Here is a 19216-nt window from a genome sequence, read left to right as displayed (position 1 = left end):
GCCTCTGCGGCTTTCGGCCGCCGCGTACCTGGTCATGGAGTCAATGGTCCTTCCGCGGATACCAGTTGGGGCGCACCCGAGGGGTCATCGACGCGACCGGAACGCACCGTGACGATCCGGTCCACGTGCGGAAGCAGACTCGTGCGGTGGGCCACCACGATCGCGGTGCGGCCGTGCATGAGGCGCTTCATGGCGCGTGTGACGGCGGCCTCACTTTCAGGGTCCAGGTGCGCGGTCGGCTCGTCGAGCAGCAGCACGGTGGCGTCCTTGAGGAAGGCGCGGGCGATCGCGATGCGTTGGCGCTGGCCCGCGGACAGGCCCGCGCCGTGCTCGCCGAGCAGTGTGTCGTAGCCCTGCGGCAGTGCCTCGATGAGCAAGACCACGCGCATCACGCAAGTAGCCAGGTCGGCATGCCCGTACCGACCAGCAGAAAACAACCGGCTTGTACGTCGGCGAACTCAGCTGCGAATGAGGTCCGCGGTGCCGCCGATGTTCGCGCCGCGTCACCCGGACGGCAACGATCTCTTTCTCATCGAAATCTCGTGAACAGGCGGCATCCCTGATGGACAAGCAGTTCACCGCGACCTTGCAGAAGAGCCCGAACAAGGGCGGCTGGACCTACGTGGTGTGGCCTGAGTCGGCCGAGTTCTTCGGCACCCACGGCTTGGTGAAGGTCCGGGGCACGATCGACGGTCATCCCTTCCAGAGTTCGTTCATGGCCCTGGGAGACGGCACACACAAGCTGCCTGTGAAGGCGGACGTGCGCAAAGCGATCGGCAAGAGGGAAGGGGACACCGTGACCATTCGCCTGGAGGAGCGGCTGGAGGAGCGGCTGGATGCCTGATTCCGGAAACAGACGAGGGAGAAGTGGTTCGGCGGATGCGGTGCTCAGGCCGCGAGGTGGCCACCGGCCGTCAGCTCGACTTCGTCTCCCGTCCGGATGAGCTCCCGGATCAGCCAGGTGCGGTCGTCGATGACGGTGCCGGCACCCGTGGTGTAGCTCAGGACGGTGAGTACGGGGCCCGTCGACTTCGCGGTCACAAGCTCCGCCTGGGTGACCACATCATCGGAAAGGCGCAGTTCCAGTTCGATCGGCCACGGCTCTGTTGCGAAGGCTTGGGGATCGGGGAGCCCCTGGATGCGACAGCGGGCACCCGGGAAAAGATGTGTGTGTCCGCATACGGCCAGGAAGGCATCCGCTTCAGTCGGTTCGATGGAGGGCTGAGGCATGACAGGGCTCCGGAATCCGTGGTGACGATGGGCCTGGGTAGTCTGGCGGCCTGAATGATCGAGCTGCGGCATTCCGCAGCCGCGCTGCTCTGCTGTCACCCGGTCGGCGCCGCGGGAAGTCTGAGACGGCACGAGGGAAAGCCAGGCCCAGAGACACTGCGCGCATATCGTCGCGTCGTTCCCGGCGGATGCGTGGGCGTCGGGATTCGTGCAGTCAGGACACCGCTGTCCTCGCGTCAGCGCAGAGAGGCGTCCTTTCTCCGTCGCTCGTCTCGCCGTGCTGGTCGGCCTCGTTGCCGTCGACACCTGGAACGGATCCGGGGCCTCATCGGCCGGAGTGCCAGCGGGGCGACCGCCGTCCCGCTCTGCGTCGGAGCCGCGGCAGTCACGTCGGGCCTTCGCCCTCCCTGCCCCACCACCAGCCGCCACCACCGCGGTCACACTCCGGATCGGCCGCCGGCTCGCACCCGGTCCAGCACCTGGCCGGCCAACTCCTGCGGGGTCAGCTCGCCGTCCAGGAACACCGTGCCGCCGGGCAGGGTGTCGGCCGCCGCCGTACACAGCGCGATCCTGTCCTTGCACCAGCGCCGAACTTTCTCGTCCTGCTCCGGATTGTCCGGGGTGAAGCTGCGGCCATCGATCCTCTGTTCCAGGATCTCTCGGGAGACCTTGAGGAAGAAGTGGTGGACGCCGATGCCCGCATCCTCCAACGCGCCGAAGATCTCACCGGCATAACCCGGGTTGACCAAGGTCATGGGGACCAGGACGGGGCGGCGGTACTCCTCGACCAGTCCGACCGCCAGGTCGGCGACCTGCCGTCGCCACAGCCGAATATCCTGGAAGTCGCCGGTCGGCACCTCCACGATCTCCCGCAGCACATAGCCCACCACCTCCGGGTCACAGATCAGCGCCTCGGGCCAGCGCGAACGCAACTCGTCCACCAGCGTGCTCTTCCCGCTGCCGAACGCACCGTTCACCCAGACGATCAACGCGGTCCTCCTCGCCACCGTTGCCTTACCCGCGCAACGGGTCCGGCATGTCGGATCAGCATGCCGCGCGGTCTGGGCGGGGACAAATCTCCAGTGCCGGACCAGGCCCGAAAGACCGCTGGGTGCGGCCGAAACCCGCCGCCGGGCGGAGCCAGCCCGCGTTGCGCCTCGCCGCGGCCAGGGAGTAACCCGGACGAGGGATCGACGTTATGAAGCCGTGGGTATCTGGCTGCTCAACAATTTCCGCACTCTCGCGCTTGCCGGGCTGCTCGGTGGCGGCGCCGTACTGGCTGCCGTCGTCGGCCTGCTGGTGCTGCGGCGCAGATTTCCCCACCATGCGAACGGCACGCACAACGAGATGATCGGCGTCGTGCTCGGCATGTACGCCGCGATCTACGGCATCATCCTGGCCTTCGTCGTCGTGGCCGAGTGGGAGGGCCTCAACGAGGCGGAGACCAACGTCGCGCTCGAGGCCAGCCAGACCGCCGAGGTACTGCGTGATGCCCCCGCGTTCCCGAGCGGGCAGGAGCGCCGGGTGACGAACGCCGTCGGGGCGTACGTGCGTGTCGTCGTCGACGAGCAATGGCCGCTGATGCGCGACGGACAGCCCGACCCCAACGTCACCAACCGCGAAGTGACCGCGCTGTACAAGGTGTTCCAGGACTACGAGCCGCGGACCGAGGCCGAGAAGACCTACTACGAGCAGTCCGTCTCGACGCTGGGTGAGATCGCGGGCGCACGCCGAACTCGGCTCTCCGACGCCCAGCAGTCCCTGCCGTCGCTCCTCAACATCCTGGTCTACGGCGGCGCGCTCGTCATGCTCCCCCTGACCTTGCTCTACGGCATCAGGAGCCTGCGCGCGAATTTGATGTTCGTCGTGTCGGTCGCCGCGCTGATCGGCGTGAGTCTGCTGCTGTGCTTGACGCTGGACCATCCGTTCGCGGGCGACCTCGCCGTTTCGCCCGCTCCCTTCAAGGAGGGCGTGCTCGCGCAGTTCTGGCGATGACCTCCCTGGCCAAGATGGCTCTACGAAGCCGTGTGCCGCCGGCACCCTCCCCGAACTCCGCGTCTGGCAACGGGCCTTCAGGAAGGGGTGCATCGGCTCAGGAGCCAGGACAGGGCAGTCAGCTCCGGTCGGCTTGGCAGCCCGGGCCATGTGCGGCGGACACGAGTCCGCCGGATGCCGCGGCCTGCGGCCGGGTGCGTTCCTCCGCGTCCGCGTCGAAGCCGACCGGTTCCCAGCGCTTCACCAGGAGTGCGATCAGACCGAGTACCTGGGCGGCGAGGATGACCCAGTAGACGTGGGTGCCCAGGCCGCTGCTGAGGATGGGGAAGAAGAACAGGGTCAGCGTCGAACCGAGGCGCAGCACCGCCTGGTTGAAGCCGATGCTGACGCCGCGCATCGAGGTGGGGAAGCCCAGCGAGGCGTAGCTCATGATGTGCGCGCCGGGGCCGAAACCCTGGGCGAACATGAACGCGCCGAGCATCAGGATCCCTGCCGTCACCACAGCGGTCCCGCTCGGCTCCCCGATGAGGGCGAGCACGGTGATGGCGACGAACTGGATGGCGAAGCCCAGCGTCATCATCGGCCAGGCGCCACGGGTCGATGCCCAGCGGATGCCGAGCAGTCCGCCGGTCAGGGCGAAGAGGAGGTTCAGGGCAAAGGAGGAGGCAATCGTGGTCAGCGGGCCCTGGGTCATCAGTGTGGCGATGATGATCGGCAGCCCGAACGCGACCGCGTTGTACCCGAAGGTCTCCGCCAGACCGACCGACACCGACTGGATCGTGCGCGTGCGGTACGGAGGGGTGAAGAGCCGTGCGTAGGCGCCGAGGCCGGGCCGGGGCGGGCGGGGCGGCTGCGCGGGCACATCGTCGGCGACGCGTGCGTCCACATCGTACGACTGGCGAAGGATCTTCGCCGCGCCTTCCAGGTCGCCCTGGTCGGCGGCCCAGGTCGGGGACTCGTTCATGTAGCGCCGGCGCAGCAGCAGGACCAGCAGCGCGGGTACAGCTCCGAAGCCGACGGTGAAGCGCCACAGCCAGCCCAGCTGGGCGTCCGGCAGGACAAAGTACAGCAGCATGATCACCAGGTAGCAGCCGCTGGTCGCGCTGTACCAGGCCGGCGACCAGGCAGCCGTGCGTGAGCCCTTGCTGCCCTTGCCGCGCAGCCGGGAGAATTCGGCGAGGAACGCGATCGCGACGGGGATGTCCATGCCCACGCCGATGCCCATCACGAAGCGCGCGGCGATCAGCGTCCACGCGTCCTGCGCCAGCGCGCACACCAGCGCGGTCACGACGAAGAAGAGCATGTTCGCCATGAAGACCCGGTAGCGGCCGATCCTGTCCACCAGCCAGCCGCCGACGAGAGCGCCGACGAGTGATCCCACGCTGATCGAGGCGGTGACCGTGCCGGCCATGGCGGAGCTGAGGCCGAACTGTTTGGTGATGTCGGGAAGCCCGTAGGCGAGGGAACTGAGGTCGTAGGCGTCGAGGAAGATGCCGCCGAGCGCGATGACCACGATCATTTTGGCGTGACTGCCGCGGGCCGTGCCCGAGTTGACCAGATCGGAGACGTCCGCCGCGGAGCGGATCAGTACCGTGCTGGGCGTCGTCGCCGGGGTCGTGCTGGTCGTGCTGCCGGACAAGGGGGAGGTGGAGCTCACGAGCGCCTTCCGGGGTGGTGCGGACGTACCGGCGAATCGTCGCACCGGCCGGAAAACGTCCGTACACACGTCCGCATAATGGTCACCGTCGTCTGCATCATGGACGGCATCACCATCAGCATGCGGTCGACCACCTGGCGTCACCGCCTCAGCAGGCCCCTATCCAACTGGTCGGCCGAGCCACTCAAGCGAAGGACTCGGCCGCGCCACCGCACCTCGTCAAGGTCCCGGGCGGGACGGGACGGACCGTGGTTGGTCCGCCCGCCCCGCCATGTCGTTCATCCGCTACGGAAGGCTGTGCACCTTGGGGCCGACGGCGTTCGACCAGGCGTTACCCGCCGTCGCGTCCCAGTTTGTGGACCACGTCATGGCGCCCCGCAGACTCGGGTACGTCTTCGACGGCTTGAAGGAGCCGCAGCCGGTGCCCCGGGTCAGGCAGTCGAGGGCGTTGTTCACGACCGACGGGGCCACGTAACCGCTGCCCGCGCCGCGTGTCGACGCCGGGACGCCGATGCCGACCTGCGACGGGTCGAGGCCGCCCTCCAGCTGGATGCAGGCGAGTGCGGTCAGGAAGTCCACGCTGCCCTGGCTGTAGACCTTGCCGTCACAGCCCAGCATCGAACCGCTGTTGTAGTACTGCATGTTGACGACCGTGAGGATGTCCTTCACGTTCAGCGCCGTCTGGAAGTACCCACCGGACGTGGACTGCATGTCGATGGTCTGCGGCGCCATCGTGAGCACCAGCTTCGAACCCGCCTTCGCGGAGAGCTGGTGCAGCGCCTTGCTCATGTAGGTGGGGTTGAGGCCGTTCTCCAGGTCGATGTCGACGCCGTCGAACCCGTACTCCTGCATCAGCGCGTAGGCGCTGTTCGCGAAAGCCGCCGCGGAGGCGTCGCTGTTGACCGAGATGGTGCCCTTCTCACCGCCGACCGAGAGGATCACGGACTTGCCCGCGGCGTGCTTCGCGGCGATGTCCGCCTTGAAGTCGGCGGTGGAGGAGTAGCCGACGGCCGGGTCGAGGTTGAAGGTGATCTGGCCCGGCGTGGTGGTGGCGTCGGCGAAGGAGACGGCGATGATGTCGTACTGCGAGGACACGTCCCGCAGCTTCTGCACGGTCGCGCCGTTGTTGAAGTTCTGCCAGTAGCCGGTCAGCGCGTGCTTGGGTACGGTGCCGCCGTCTCCGCCGCCGCCCTTGGCGGTCCGTACGGAGACCGCCGTCGACTTCGCGGACTCACCCGCCGCGTTCGAGGCGCTCACCTGGAAGCTGTAGGTGGTCTCCGGCGTCAGACCGGTGACCGTGGTGGAGGCACCGCTGGCCGAGGCGACCTTCGTGCCGTCGCGGTAGACGGTGTATCCGGTGGCCGTGGACACCGGGGTCCAGGACAGGTCCACCGACGTGGACGTGGTCGTCCCCGCTGCGAGGCCGGTCGGTACGGCCGGTATCTCCACCGGGTCGGTACCGCCGCCCCCGTCGGGACCGAGAACGCTCACGTCGTCCGCGTAGTACGCGCTCTGTCCGTACCAGCCATGGGTGTACACGGTGACCGACGTGGTGTTCGCACCGGTGGTGAAGGTGGTGGAGAGCTGCTGCCAGGACGAGTTGCCCGGCGTCCAGGTCGACACGTCCGTGGTGCCGGTGCCGCGGGCGCCGAGGTAGACATAGCTGCCCTGGACCCAACTGCTGAGCTTGTACGTCGAGTTGGGCTTCACCTTGACGATCTGGGAACACTCGGCGTTGTTCTGGCCCGCCGGGGTGGCCTTGAGCGCTTTCGTGCCGCCGTGCACGGGGGAGGTCACGGCGGCACCGCTGTTCGCGGCGCAGGTCCAGTTGCTCAGGTCCGACTCGAACCCGGCGTTCTTGGCGACGTTGACGTCCGCCGCCTTGACGTCCGCCGACTGCGCAGGCGCGGCGAGCGCGGTGACGGCGAGCACGGCGGCCGCACCGACGGCGATCGCCGCGCCGATTCTCCGGCGAACACCGGGTCTGCCCTTACGTACACGGTCCACGGAATGCCTCCAGGGTGAAGCGAAGGACGAAGGTGAGAGCCGGTGGCCACCGCTACTGTGCGCAAAGCTGGTCCAGACCAATCGAGTTGTCAAGACCTCTGGCGAAACGACCCGCCCACGGAGCACTAGAGGGCCGCACCGCACTGCGCCGCTGAGGGCCATCCCCACACATGCGGGGATGGCCCCGCGAGGCCGCGGACGTACAGCCCTGTGCAGTGGTGTACGGCGGTAACAGAATTCGCCGGAACGCTTCTCCTGGTTCACGCGGGGCTGGTGGGCTGACCGCGCTCAACTCACCTATCACAGGAGGCATGCGTGAATCTCGTCGTCAACGGCGACGCGGAGAGCGGGTCCGGCGGCAGTGCCGATCCCGTCTCGAAGGTCCGCGGCTGGAAGGTCACCCAGGGAGCCCCGGCACTCATCGCCTACAGTCTCGGCGGCGGCTACCCGACCGCGTCGGACCCGGGCCCGGCCCGCCGCGGCAGCCGCTTCTTCTCGGGCGGCGACAGCCCGCGCACCGCGCTGGTGCAGGACATCGACCTGCCCAGGGTCGGTCCGACCGGACGCAGGGCCGTCGACGCGGGCAAGGTCCGCTACACGCTGGCCGGCTGGCTCGGCGGCTTTGCCGGACAGGAGGACGGCGCGCGCCTCTCCGTGGAGTTCCGCGACGCCAAGGGCACCCCGGTCTCCCTCAGCGTCCTCGGCCCCGTCAGCACGGCCGACCGGGAGGGCAGGACAGGTCTCCTGGAGCGTACGGCCCAGGCCGCCGTGCCGCCCACCGCCCGCTCGGCGCGGGTCCTGCTCGTCTTCACGCGCACCGGCGGCGGCACCTCCAACGACGGCTACGCGGACGCCCTTTCCCTCACCCTCAGCGCCACCGGAGACCGCCGATGACCGTCAACCGACGTGACCTGCTCAAGTCCGCCGCGGCCGTCGGCGCGCTCAGCCTCGCCTGGCCGCTCGCCCCGGGCCTCACCCCGGCGCAGGCCCGCGAGGCCGCCGAGAACCTGGGTGCCGAGTACGACCGCGCGCCCTTCACGCTCGGCGTCGCCTCCGGTGATCCGCAGCCGCACTCCGTGGTGCTGTGGACCAGACTCGCCCCCGAACCGTTCGCCGCGGAGCAGAGACTTCCCGAGGTCGTCGAGGTCGAGTGGGTCGTCGCCAAGGACGCCCGGCTGCGCCGCGTCGTCGCCCGGGGCACGGCACCGGCGTCCGCGACGCTCGGCCACAGCGTGCACGTTCCGGTGAGTGGCCTCGCCCCGGGCCGGCACTACTGGTACGCGTTCAAGGCACTCGGAAGGAACAGCCGCGTCGGGCGTACGAAGACGGCGCCGCTCGGCCGCGTCGCCAAGGTCACCTTCGCGGCCGCCAACTGTCAGGCGTTCCACGACGGTTTCTACGCCGCTCATCGCGGCATCGCCCGCGAGAACGTCGACTTCGTCATGCACCTCGGCGACTACATCTACGAGCACGGCCAGGTCGGCGGCGTACCCGAGAAGTACGTGCGGGACCACGACGGCCCGGAGATCCTCACGCTCGCCGACTACCGCAAGCGACACGCCCTGTACAAGGGCGACACATCGCTGCGCGAGGCACACGCCGCCCACCCGTGGTTCCTGACCTGGGACGATCACGAGGTCGTCAATGACTACAGCGGCACCGGCGGCGGCGCCCCGTTCATGCGGCGCCGTGCAGCCGCGTACCAGGCGTGGTTCGAACACATGCCGCACCGCGACTCGTTCGGCGGGTCGGCACTGCCCGATCCGGAGATCCACAGAGTGCGGCGCTGGGGCGACCTGTTGGAGCTCGCCGTCCTCGACCTGCGCTCGTACCGCTCGGCGCAGAATCTCCCCGACGGCACCATCCTGGGCACCGACCAGAAGGCGTGGCTGAGGAGGACCGTCGACCGAGCCCCCGACGCCTGGCACGTATGGGCCAACTCGATCATGCTGAGCCAGCTCCGGGGCCGTCCTGGCGGCTCGTACATGTTCACCGACCAGTGGGACGGCTTCCTCGCCGAGCGCAAGGAGGTCCTCGGGCACGTGCACGACAGCGGCCTGGAGGACCTGGTCGTGATCACCGGCGACTGGCACTCGGCGTTCGTCGACGACATCCGCACCGACTTCGACGAGCCGGAATCGCCATTGCTGGGCACGGAGTTCACCGCGCACTCGGTGACCTCCGGCGCGTACTCCGCGGACTGGAACGCGGCCAACGGCCCCCTGATGGGCAAGGCCAATCCGCATCTGAAGTACTTCGAGGGCAATCGGTACGGCTACGACGTGTACGAGGTGACGCCGGAGCGGTTCAGCGCGCACATGCGGGTCATCGGTGACCGCCGGGACCCGCGCTCGCCCATCAGCACGCTGACGACGTTCCATGTGGACCGGGGCACGGCCGGGTCCTACGAGGACGAGGACACCAAGGGATCGCCCGCCCAGTACCGCAGGGACTGACACTGGGTTTCAGCGTGCCCCGGTCCGGAAATCGGGGCACGCCCGGTGCCGTAGCAACCCTTCGCAGGACGACGCCCCTTTGGTGGTCGCAGTCAGGGGCGTCCCCCTCGGGTGCCGGGAGCAAAGTGGGGGCTCCCCGCACACCCCGGCCGGGCGTGCGTGGACCGCCGGGCTCAAGCCGGACAGGGCGCCGCCGCCGGGCCGGGACAGCTCGGTGGTCAGAGCCACGCCGTCGACGACTCCCCCTGGTCGGCGCGTATGGGCACGATCGACCCATCAGCGTTCACACGATTCGCCTTCGCCTCCATCGGGCGTGGGCGGGGAGGGGAGGGGAGGGGAGGGAGTCGTGTGGAAGAGGCCGTGACGGGGGGCCGTACGGAGGAGGGAGTACGGGGAACACATACGGAGGAGAAGGTGACGAAGGCCGCGACACGTCACCTCAGGAGCCAGACTGAATCTTCATCAGTTTCGCGCTTCGATGAGGTATCCCTGCCTCATGCCCCAGCTCACCGAACTGCTCCCCGTCGAGGCCATCCGCCTCGACGCCCCCGCCCCCGACTGGCAGGGCGCCATCCGTGCCGCCGGGGACCTGCTGGTCGCGAACGGCGTCAGTACGGACGCGTACACCCAGGAGATGCTCCGCACGGTGGAGGAGAACGGGCCGTACATCGTGGTCGCTCCCGGCTTCGCCTTCGCCCACGCGCGGCCGTCGCCCGCCGTGCGTCATACCGGCATGTCCTGGGTGCGTCTTGTCGAGCCCGTACCGTTCGGCCACGACACGAATGACCCGGTCCGCCTAGTCGTCGCCCTGGCCGCGACGGACGCCTCCGCGCACACTCAGGCGATGGGCGCCCTCGCCAGGCTGCTTGCCGACCCGGAGACGGTAGCTGCCCTCGACCAGGCGCCGACCCCCGAATCGGTGCGGCAGATCCTCGTAAGGGCCGAGGAGCCCGATGAACCCGCCGAACCTTCCGAGCCCGCCGAGTCGGCCGAGCCCGCGGCCACCAAGGCCGCAGGCGGCTCCGGCGGCTCCGGCGGCACGCACACGATCCTCACCGTCTGCGGCAACGGCGTCGGAACGAGCCTGTTCCTCAAGTCGACGCTCGACAAAGTGCTCGACCGGTGGAAGTGGTCCCGCTACATCAACACCGAGGCCACCGACACCATCTCCGCCAAGGGCAAGGCCTCGGAGGCCGTCGCCATCCTGACCTCCCGTGAGATCGCCAGAGCTCTGGGCGACGTAGGCGTGCCTGTGCGAGTGATCGAGGACTTCACCAACACCAAGGAAGTGGACGCCGCGCTGCGCGATCTGTACGACGTCTGAGACTCCGGCCTCCTCCCCCACGCCCCGTCCCCGCCGAACCTCCAGGAAATCCCGGGAACCCCATGAACGTCCTCGTCGACATCGCGAAATTCATCGTCAATGAAATCCTCGCCGTCCCCGCCTATCTCATCGGCATCATCACCGCCGTCGGCCTCATCGCCCTGAAGAAGTCGACCGGCCAGGTCGTCGGCGGCGCCATCAAGGCGACGCTCGGCTTCCTCCTGATCGGCGCGGGCGCGACCCTTGTCACCGCCTCGCTCGAACCGCTCGGCAAGATGATCACCGGCTCGACCGGCTCGCACGGCGTCATCCCCACCAATGAGGCCATTGTCGGCATCGCCCAGGCCGAGTACGGCTCGCGTGTGGCGTGGCTGATGATCCTCGGATTCCTCGTCAGTCTGCTCCTGGCGCGCTTCACACCGCTCTCGTACGTGTTTCTGACCGGCCATCACATGCTGTTCATGGCGACTTTGCTGACGATGGTCCTCGCCACGGCAGGGGTCACCTCATGGGTCGTGGTGGTGGCCGGTGGCGTCCTGCTCGGCATCATGCTGGTCGCGATGCCGGCCTTCGCCCACCCCTGGACCAAACGCGTCACGGGCAACAACACCGTCGCCGTAGGGCACTTCGGCACGGCCGGCTACATCGTCTCCGGCGCGACCGGACAGGCCATCGGCAAGAAGAGCCGCTCCACGGAGGAGATGAACCTCCCCGAGGGTCTGCGCTTCCTGCGCGACTCGATGGTGGCGACGGCCCTGTCCATGGTCCTCATCTACATGATCATGGCCATCGTCTTCCTGGCCAAGGTCGGCAGGACGCAGGCATTCCAGGCGTACTCATCGGGGAAGGGGGACCCCGGCTCGACCGGCATCGGCAACTACCTGATGTCCTCACTCGGCCAAGGCCTCCAATTCGGCATCGCCGTCGCCGTCATCCTCTTCGGCGTGCGCACGATCCTCGGTGAACTCGTTCCCGCCTTCCAGGGAATCGCTCAGAAGGTCGTGCCCGGCGCCATCCCCGCCCTGGACGCACCCATCGTCTTCCCCTACGCGCAGAACGCCGTCCTCGTCGGCTTCATCTGCTCCTTCACCGGCGGCCTGGTGACCCTGGGGCTGCTGGCCGGGGTCTTCAACCCCGCGTTCGGCACGGCCCTTGTCCTGCCTGGCCTGGTCCCGCACTTCTTCACCGGTGGCGCGGCGGGCGTCTTCGGCAACGCGACGGGCGGCCGCCGCGGCGCCGCCGTCGGCGCGTTCCTCAACGGCGTCCTGATCACCCTCCTGCCGGCGTTCCTGCTCGGGGTGCTCGGCTCATTCGGCTCGGCCAACACGACGTTCGGGGACGCCGACTTCGGCTGGTTCGGCTTGATCATCGGTAACGCGGCGAAGGCGGGCCCGGCGGCCGGCATCGTCCTCCTGCTACTGATCGGCGTCGCCATCCTCATCGCTGCCATCGCCTGGCAGAAGAAGGTCGTCGACACCGGCTGGGACCCGGGAGCCGCGCGCGACAAGTTCCTGCCTCCAAAGGCGCGGGAGACCCTCGAGGCCCAGGAGACCTCGGCCCCGAACACGACCCGGGAGTACGCGAAGATCGCCCCACCGGCGGGCGCACCGAAGCCGCCTCGGCCAGAAGACTAAGAGGGCGCGCGGATGGGCGTGATGGCGGCACCCAGCCGCCCGACCCGGGCGAAGCGCACCGCGATCCGGCCCGTCAGGCCCGTCAGGCCCGTCAGGCCCGTCAGGCCCGTCAGGCCCTCGAACGTGTCCCGCCAACGGGCGGGTTCTATGCTGTGACCTGCGGCCACCGTCTCTTCGTCAGTCCACACAACTCACGATGATCAACGGTGGCCGCACCCGTCTCCACAACGCGTCAGGGTCGCGCAGCTCCGCCTGCCGTCCTGAGTCAGGAGGACATGTGCAACGTGGTGAAGTCTGGTGGGTCGAGTTCGACGAGCGGCGGCTGGTCGTACTGCTGTCGGCAGACGACGCGTCCAGGATCCGGGCGATGCAGGTCGTCACTCCTGCGGGCGTCGACATCAGCGGTCTGGGCATCGAAGTGCAAGTAGGCGCCATGGAAGGACTGCCCTTTGAAGGCGTGCTGCGGTTCGCGTTCCCGCACCCGGGCTTTACCCCCTGCACGTGGCTGACCACCGTGTCCCAGGACGATCTGATCGAGCGGGCGGGCGTCCTGTCCTCCGCGAAGCTCAGCGCGCTTGAGGACGCCCTCCGTCTCGGTGAACTCGGGTAGGCGGAGAGGCGCCACTCACCATCGAGATTACGATCTACGGCTGGAGTACTAGGCCCCCCGAACAGCGCCCGTCAAGACCACGCGCCTCACCCCGCCGCCCCGCGGCCCCGCCGCCCTCTGCCCTCTGCTCTCTGCCCTCTGGGGCCACCTGGTGCCATCGGTGCGAGTGTGCTGAGGTGCACAGAGCGCCGGAACACCTGCCCCTGGCAATCGGAGAGCGACTTGCGCAGTCTGACCTTCGTCATCGGCACGGGCCGCAGCGGCTCCACCGCGCTGTCCGGCATCCTCAACACCCACCCCGACGTCCTCAGCCTCAACGAATACATGGCCTCCGTAGGGGACGCGGCCTTCCCAGAAGGCCAGGTCTCCGGCGGCGAGTTCTGGGAGGCCCTCTTCCGGCCCACCCCGTACTTCGCGAACATGATCCGCAGCGGGCTCCTGATGCCCGAGTTCCTCTACACGCGCCGCCCGGGGCAGTACACGGCGCAGAGCACCGGCATCCCCGCGCTCTCTCTCATGGTGTTGCCCCACCTCACCGACGACCCCGACGGGCTGCTCGACGAAATCCAGGCGGCGGTCATCGAATGGCCCGACCGCACCGCAGCCGAACACCACGAAGCGCTCTTCGAGTGGCTCGGCGCCCGGTTGGGACGCACCGCCGTCGTGGAGCGCTCCGGTTACTCGACGGGCTGGGCCCAAGGGCTGCGAGCCGCCTTCCCCCACGCGAAGTTCGTGCACCTGTTCCGCGACGGGCCCGACTGTGCCCTGTCCATGAGCCGTCACCCCGGATATCGCGTGATCACCTTGATGCGCGAGATCAAGGAGCGGACGGGCATCGAGAGCTTCGACGACCTGACGGACCAGGATGTACGCTCCCTGCCGCCGGAGCTGGCTCCCCTGCTCAACGAGCGCTTCGACCCCGCCCTCGTACAGGAGCGTGCCTTTCCTCTGCCCCGGTTCGGCGCCCTGTGGTCCGAACTCGTCGCCCAGGGCGCTCGGTTCCTCGACGAACTGCCCGCCGCTCAACGCATGACACTTGCCTACGAGGATCTCCTCGACGCTCCCCAGGAGGAGCTCGCCCGCCTCGCCGCATTCATCGGGGTCGAGCCTTCGCGCCAGTGGCTGGACGGTGCGATCGCCCAGCTCGACGACAGCCGCCGCGGCTCAGCCAGGAAGCAGCTGACAGCCGCCGAACTCAAGGACCTCAGTGCCAGCTGCGCTCCGGGTACCCGGGCCCTGGAGAACAGGCCAAGCTAGACGACCAAGGCATGCCCCCGTCGTCCATGGTGGCCGTGGCCGGGGAAGTCAACAACAACGGACGCCGCGACGCCGCCCGCTCGCCGAGGACCCAGCCCTGATCGCCGGGCCTGCTCCCCACGGCGCTGTGGCCGTGGTCGTCGCAGCCGACGGCTGCGCACTTGGAAGCCCTGAACTCTCCTGCTTTCAGGCGGCGTTCGACCGTGGCCCCACAGCGCGTACCTGCCCGTTCGTACACCACTGCGCCAGGCGCTGGTCCTACGGCCGCAGCCACATCCGCCGTGCACGTGGAGCGAGTCCGACGTATACCATGGTCTTGATCGTTTCCGGCCGCCATCGAGAGTGGTGAGCCGGAGTCGGGCAACGGGGGCCCGGGACAGTGAACCCTGGCCGGTCGCCACTGCAGTTGGAGCACCAGGCCGTTCGTGGCATCGCGCCTTCGCGGCCGGCCCCGGACTCTGCGTCGTGTCTGACCCACGGTGTGCTGTAACCCCGGGACTCAGTGGTCGGCGCGCCCGGGCCGGGACGGGGCCGCGCTGTGAACGGTCGTAATGCGTTCGGGCTGGCCACGGGTCGGCGGGTGCATGGTGTCCGGACACCACGAGTTGTGGTGCCGGTATTTCGAGGAGGCTGCGGCGGCAATGGAGATTCGTTCCACGACCGACGAGGACGTTGATGTCTTCGTCGACACAGTCCATGCCGCGTTCGGGAGCTTCCCGGAAACCCCGGTCGAGGGCAGCGGACTCTGGTGGTCGGCGCTCGAGAAGGACCGCCGCCTGCTCGCCCTGACGGCGGACGGACGCCCCGTCGGCACCGCCGCCGCGTACTCCTTCGAGCTCACGCTGCCCGGTGAGACCCTCGTCCCGGCCTCCGGAGTGACCGCCGTGGGTGTCCTGCCCTCGCACCGGCGTCAGGGCGTGCTCAGCGCGATGATGCGGCATCAGCTCGCCGAGTTGCGGGCCCGCGGGGAGTTCCTCTCCGTGCTGCTGGCCTCCGAGGCCCGGATCTACGGCCGGTTCGGCTACGGACCCGCGACCCGCACGGCGCAGCTGACGGTGCCGCGCCACCAAGCCGCCCTCGCCGTTCCCCGGGCGCGCAAAGCGGCAGACGCCCCGACGACCGGCTCGGTCGAAATGCTGCGGCGTGCCGAGTGCGGCGAGATCCTGGAAGAGGTTTACGACCGGTATCGCCGCACACAGCCCGGCGCGCTGTCCCGGCCGCACCGCTGGTGGGCCTTGCGTGCTGGACAGCCCCCGATCTCGCCGGCGCCGCGCTACGTCGCCGTTCACCGGGACGCCGACGGCGTCCCTGACGGATACGCCAGCTACTCGATCGAGTCCGGCACCTTGACGGTGGACGAGACCATCGCCACCCACGACACCGTTTTCACTGCCCTGGCCCGGTTCGTACTCGGACACGACCTGGTCTCTCAGGTCGTGTTCAAGCACGTCCCGCCCGAGCACCCGCTGCGCTGGCAGTTCGCGGACTTCCGCGCCGGCGAGGTGAGCGGTGACACTGACTGGCTCTGGGTCCGGATCCTGGACGTCCCGGGTGCTCTGACCGCGCGCGGCTGGTTCATGGACGGCGAGCTCGTCCTCGACGTCGAGGACCCGTTCCTCGGCGAGCACGGCCGCTATCTGCTGACCGTCCGAGGCAACAGGGCCGACTGTGTCCCGACGGACCGGGAGCCCGACCTGTCTCTGGACGTGAGAGACCTGGGCTCGGTCTACCTCGGCGGCACCGCCCCGAGCACGCTGGTGCGTGCCGGACACATCCGGGCCCACCACCCGGGCGCGACCGCCCTCGCCGATGCCCTCTTCCGCGCCGAGCAGTCCCCGCACTGCCTGCATTGGTTCTGACCGCGCGCCCGCCGAGCGGGAACTTGGCCCCTGCTCGGCCACACTCCTATCGTGCGGGTCCGCGGCGGCTCCGGCCGATAACTGCCGGTCGCCGCACCGACCCGGGCAACGCCAGCCTTCCCGGCTGGTCTAGCGGCCCGGTCCCACGTTGGTCACGACGAAGTAGCCCGAGTGTCACGACGAAGTTTCCCGAGCTCACCCAACCGTCCTCCGCACCGACCGTCACCCCGGACCGGATTTCCTGGACCCTGACGAAGCTGGACCCTGACGAAGAAAGAGGCACTGCTGCGGAGTACGGAAGCAGGCCCCGGGACCGCGCGTCGCGGTCCCGGGGCCTGCCCCATGCAGTGCCGCGCTGTGGCGGCGTGTGTCAGCTCTGTGCGGTGTCGTCGCTCGCCTGCTCGGCGCCCTGGGCTGCGCCTGTCTTCTCGCGCATCTTGCGCACCAGCTCAGCCTTCTGGTCGGCGGCACCCTGGCGGTCGAGGTTGCGGTGCGGACCGTTGTTCTGCCGTTCGGCGCGGGACAGCTTCTTGCGCTTGCCGCCGCCCATGCCCACGGGGTTGTTGATGTTCTTGCTCACGGGTTCTCCCGGATTGATGTGAAGTGATCTACGGATTCATCGGCGGAGGGGACGGGCGCGGCGTCGTCGAAGGACGTCAGCAGGCGCCCATCACGCCCTCACTCGTAAATCGGCGTCTGGAAGAACATGCCCCAGACGTTACCCGGTTCCATCAGCCCCGCACACCAAATTCTCCCCGCCCCGGGGCCGGCCGGGCCTTCGACAGTGCCCCGGGGGCAGCCGATTCCTTCCCAGAATCCCAGCACCGCCAGGAGCCGGTGGGGCGGGCTAGCGGAGGTGACCGCGGTGACGATCGCTTGAGCGGCGTGGGCCGGGTCGTCGGGGCCGCCGCCGGTGTTCTCGCGGAAGGAGGCCCGCGACGTGGCGGCGTAGACGGCGATTGTGTGGTCGACGAGGGTCTCGTGCGCGGAGAGAGAAGAGGCTCCGGCAGCCGAGCCGTGCGCCGCCGCCTCGGCCCGCGGGTGTGCAACCGGCCCACATCAGCCCGCTGACGCAGTCCTTGCTCAATGCACGACCGGTGTGCGATCTTAAGTTTATTCAGTTCATGGAAACGTTTCCACAAGGAGGTGGGGCGGATGGCCACGATCAAGGATGTCGCCGCACGGGCAGGGGTCGCGCTCGGTACCGCGTCCCGGGTGCTCAGCGGCAGCAGTCAGACCTCGGCCGACTCCCGCTCCCGTGTGCTCGCGGCCGCGGCGGAGCTGGGATACATCGCCAACGGCCCCGCCCGTTCTCTGCGGCGTGCCCGCACCGAGGTGCTGGGGCTGCTCGTATCGGACATCCGCAACCCGTTCTTCTCCGAGCTGGCGCACGCCGCCGAGCAGGAGGCGCGCCACCACGGATACACCGTGCTCCTCGCCAACGCGAACGAGGATGCCGAGCAGGCCGACGCCTACCTTCAGACCTTCGCCTCACAACGCATCGACGGCCTGCTCTTCTCGCCGCAGAGCACCGTCTCGCCGCAGCTCGCGGCGACGCTCGCGTCCGGACTGCCGCTCGTGTTCCTCAACCGCAGGATCGAAGGCGTCGACGCCCCGCTGTACGGCACGGACAACGCGCAGGGCGTGCAGCAGGTGCTCGCCTGGCTACAGCGCCGGGGCCACCGCGACGTCGCCTTCATCGGTGGCCCGGACACGATCTCCACCGGAGCCGAGCGCCGCGCCGCCTACCTCGCCGGGCGCCACGCACACGGCATCAGCACCGACGACAGGCTGATCGATGCCGGTGACTTCCTGGCGGGTGGGGCGGCCGAGGCCATGGGCCGCATCCTCGATCGCGGCTCCCCCTTCACGGCCGTGTTCGGCGCGAACGGTCCGACCACCCTGGGAGCCGTGCGCGCGTTGCGCGAGCGGCTCGGCGCAGAGAAGGCCGCCCGCGTCGAGATCGTCTCCTTCGACGACCTGGACTGGTTCGAGTTCGCCTCGCCGCCCATCAGCGCGGTCCGCAACGTCGCGTCCTCGATCGGCCGACTCGGTGTACGAGGACTCGTCGACCTCATCGCCGGCCGCCCCGCACCCGGACAACGCATCCCCACCACCTTCGCCGACCGGTCCTTGCCGGACATCCGATGAACACCCAGTACGCCGTCGGCACCACCGTCACCGTCCGTCACCAAGGACATCGAAGACACCGAAGAGACCGAAACCCTCAGCCGTCCACCCCACCCCGGCGATGCTCTCGCAGAGCGCTCGGCCAAGACGCTCCTCGCCGGTGCACGCGACGGTGACGCCACCCTGCTCGATCTCCTCGCTCGCGATCCCGGCGTCTTCACTGCTGAGCCTCCCGATGTCACTGCTGAGCCTCCCGATGTCACTGCTGGGTCTCCCGATGGGCGGGACCCCCTTCAGGCCGCGCGGCTGAGCGCCGCGCCGATGCCAGGCGCAGAGCGCGCGATCCCGATCAAGGCCATCGACCGCGCTTACGCGCCCGGTGTGCGGCCGCACATCGCTCCCACACCCGACCGAGCACTGCAACGTCCGCCCCTACCTGGCGAAACCGCAGTGCGCCCTCTCTGAAAGGAACAGCCGATGAAGATAGCCCTCGGCGCGGACCACGCCGGATACGCGCTCAAAGACACCGTCCGCCAGGCCATTGAGGCTCTCGGACATGAGGTGATCGACTGCGGTACCTACAGCGGCGACCCTGTCGACTTCCCGGACATCACGCGCACCACCTGCGAGGTCGTGCTCTCTGGCGCCGCCGATCGAGCCGTGCTCGTCTGCGGCACCGGCCAGGGCGCCGTCATGGCCGCCAACAAACTGCCCGGCGTCCGCTGCGGCCTCGCCCATGAGCCCTACTCCGCGCACCAGGCCGTAGAGCACGACGACGCCAACGCCATCGCCATGGGGGCCTGGCTGGTCCCGCACGCTCTCGTGCCCGACATCATCCGTGAATTCCTCGGTGCCGTCTTCGACGACGACGAGGAAACCCGCCGCCGGGTCGCCAAACTCAACGCGCTCGACACACTGACCCCAGCCCTCTGACAGGTCACCCCCGCACCCCCTGACCGGGTGAGCCTTCTCTTGCGCTGACACCGAACGCCCCGCCCACGCACCACTACGCCGGGCGCTTCCTCGGCATGCCCCAAAACACCCAGCCAAAGGAGCC

Annotated in this window: 18 protein-coding genes; 11 read left to right on the top strand and 7 right to left on the bottom strand. The window is 68.9% G+C overall.

Going from position 1 to position 19216, the window contains the following annotated elements; translation table 11 throughout:
- Positions 1 to 32 precede the first annotated feature (32 nt).
- Positions 33 to 389, bottom strand: coding sequence for an ATP-binding cassette domain-containing protein (locus ACFVXC_RS17715; RefSeq protein WP_389906292.1), 357 nt, complete (start codon positions 387 to 389; stop codon positions 33 to 35).
- Positions 390 to 562: 173 nt separating this feature from the next.
- On the opposite strand from ACFVXC_RS17715, the gene ACFVXC_RS17710 reads away from it, so the two are divergent.
- A complete protein-coding gene (locus ACFVXC_RS17710) occupies positions 563 to 844 on the top strand; it encodes a DUF1905 domain-containing protein (RefSeq protein ID WP_389906290.1) in 282 nt (93 codons plus the stop codon).
- Between the two features lie 44 nt (positions 845 to 888).
- Here ACFVXC_RS17710 and ACFVXC_RS17705 read toward each other — a convergent pair whose 3' ends face one another.
- Complete coding sequence (locus ACFVXC_RS17705; protein ID WP_389906288.1) at positions 889 to 1230, bottom strand: hypothetical protein; 342 nt, start codon at positions 1228 to 1230, stop codon at positions 889 to 891.
- A 437-nt stretch (positions 1231 to 1667) separates the two neighbouring features.
- Positions 1668 to 2219, bottom strand: a complete 552-nt coding sequence (locus tag ACFVXC_RS17700; protein WP_389906286.1) for an AAA family ATPase — start codon at positions 2217 to 2219, stop codon at positions 1668 to 1670.
- 217 nt (positions 2220 to 2436) lie between these two features.
- On the opposite strand from ACFVXC_RS17700, the gene ACFVXC_RS17695 reads away from it, so the two are divergent.
- Positions 2437 to 3225 carry a DUF4239 domain-containing protein gene (locus ACFVXC_RS17695; RefSeq protein WP_389906285.1) on the top strand — a complete coding sequence of 263 codons (789 nt, stop codon included), beginning with the start codon at positions 2437 to 2439 and terminating at the stop codon, positions 3223 to 3225.
- A gap of 118 nt (positions 3226 to 3343) precedes the next feature.
- Here the strand turns inward: ACFVXC_RS17695 and ACFVXC_RS17690 are convergent, their stop codons facing one another.
- Together ACFVXC_RS17690 and ACFVXC_RS17685 are read right to left on the bottom strand one after the other, a co-directional pair.
- Entirely contained in the window at positions 3344 to 4882 is a 1539-nt protein-coding gene (locus tag ACFVXC_RS17690; RefSeq protein WP_389906284.1) for an MFS transporter, read from the bottom strand.
- 285 nt (positions 4883 to 5167) lie between these two features.
- Complete coding sequence (locus ACFVXC_RS17685) at positions 5168 to 6889, bottom strand: chitinase (protein WP_389906282.1); 1722 nt, start codon at positions 6887 to 6889, stop codon at positions 5168 to 5170.
- Positions 6890 to 7204: 315 nt separating this feature from the next.
- Here ACFVXC_RS17685 and ACFVXC_RS17680 point away from each other — a divergent pair, with 315 nt between their 5' ends.
- From ACFVXC_RS17680 to ACFVXC_RS17665, 4 genes are all read left to right on the top strand, one after another.
- Entirely contained in the window at positions 7205 to 7783 is a 579-nt protein-coding gene (locus ACFVXC_RS17680) for a phosphoesterase (RefSeq protein ID WP_389906281.1), read from the top strand.
- Entirely contained in the window at positions 7780 to 9345 is a 1566-nt protein-coding gene (locus ACFVXC_RS17675) for an alkaline phosphatase D family protein (RefSeq protein ID WP_389906280.1), read from the top strand. The genes ACFVXC_RS17680 and ACFVXC_RS17675 overlap by 4 nt, the downstream gene beginning before the upstream one ends.
- A gap of 496 nt (positions 9346 to 9841) precedes the next feature.
- Positions 9842 to 10669, top strand: a complete 828-nt coding sequence (locus ACFVXC_RS17670; protein WP_389906278.1) for a PTS sugar transporter subunit IIA — start codon at positions 9842 to 9844, stop codon at positions 10667 to 10669.
- Positions 10670 to 10731: 62 nt separating this feature from the next.
- Positions 10732 to 12303, top strand: a complete 1572-nt coding sequence (locus tag ACFVXC_RS17665; RefSeq protein WP_389906277.1) for a PTS ascorbate transporter subunit IIC — start codon at positions 10732 to 10734, stop codon at positions 12301 to 12303.
- On the opposite strand, the gene ACFVXC_RS17660 is transcribed toward ACFVXC_RS17665, so the two are convergent.
- On the bottom strand, positions 12300 to 12491 hold the full coding sequence (locus ACFVXC_RS17660; protein ID WP_389906275.1) for a hypothetical protein: 192 nt from the start codon (positions 12489 to 12491) through the stop codon (positions 12300 to 12302). The genes ACFVXC_RS17665 and ACFVXC_RS17660 overlap by 4 nt on opposite strands.
- An 89-nt stretch (positions 12492 to 12580) precedes the next feature.
- On the opposite strand from ACFVXC_RS17660, the gene ACFVXC_RS17655 reads away from it, so the two are divergent.
- The 3 genes from ACFVXC_RS17655 to ACFVXC_RS17645 all read left to right on the top strand — a co-directional run bounded on the left by ACFVXC_RS17655 (position 12581) and on the right by ACFVXC_RS17645 (position 16029).
- Positions 12581 to 12913 carry a type II toxin-antitoxin system PemK/MazF family toxin gene (locus ACFVXC_RS17655; RefSeq protein WP_389906273.1) on the top strand — a complete coding sequence of 111 codons (333 nt, stop codon included), beginning with the start codon at positions 12581 to 12583 and terminating at the stop codon, positions 12911 to 12913.
- 222 nt (positions 12914 to 13135) lie between these two features.
- Positions 13136 to 14170, top strand: a complete 1035-nt coding sequence (locus ACFVXC_RS17650; RefSeq protein ID WP_389906271.1) for a sulfotransferase family protein — start codon at positions 13136 to 13138, stop codon at positions 14168 to 14170.
- A gap of 641 nt (positions 14171 to 14811) precedes the next feature.
- Positions 14812 to 16029 carry a GNAT family N-acetyltransferase gene (locus ACFVXC_RS17645; protein WP_389906269.1) on the top strand — a complete coding sequence of 406 codons (1218 nt, stop codon included), beginning with the start codon at positions 14812 to 14814 and terminating at the stop codon, positions 16027 to 16029.
- A 370-nt stretch (positions 16030 to 16399) separates the two neighbouring features.
- Here the strand turns inward: ACFVXC_RS17645 and ACFVXC_RS17640 are convergent, their stop codons facing one another.
- Complete coding sequence (locus tag ACFVXC_RS17640; RefSeq protein WP_389906267.1) at positions 16400 to 16609, bottom strand: DUF6243 family protein; 210 nt, start codon at positions 16607 to 16609, stop codon at positions 16400 to 16402.
- 575 nt (positions 16610 to 17184) lie between these two features.
- Here ACFVXC_RS17640 and ACFVXC_RS17635 point away from each other — a divergent pair.
- Positions 17185 to 18180, top strand: a complete 996-nt coding sequence (locus ACFVXC_RS17635) for a LacI family DNA-binding transcriptional regulator (RefSeq protein ID WP_389906265.1) — start codon at positions 17185 to 17187, stop codon at positions 18178 to 18180.
- 456 nt (positions 18181 to 18636) lie between these two features.
- Positions 18637 to 19092, top strand: coding sequence for an RpiB/LacA/LacB family sugar-phosphate isomerase (locus tag ACFVXC_RS17630; RefSeq protein WP_389906263.1), 456 nt, complete (start codon positions 18637 to 18639; stop codon positions 19090 to 19092).
- Positions 19093 to 19216 lie beyond the last annotated feature (124 nt).

It is taken from the genome of Streptomyces sp. NPDC058257 (assembly GCF_042881845.1).
In the GTDB taxonomy this organism is placed as follows: domain Bacteria; phylum Actinomycetota; class Actinomycetes; order Streptomycetales; family Streptomycetaceae; genus Streptomyces.
This window is presented reverse-complemented; position numbering and strand designations above follow the sequence as displayed.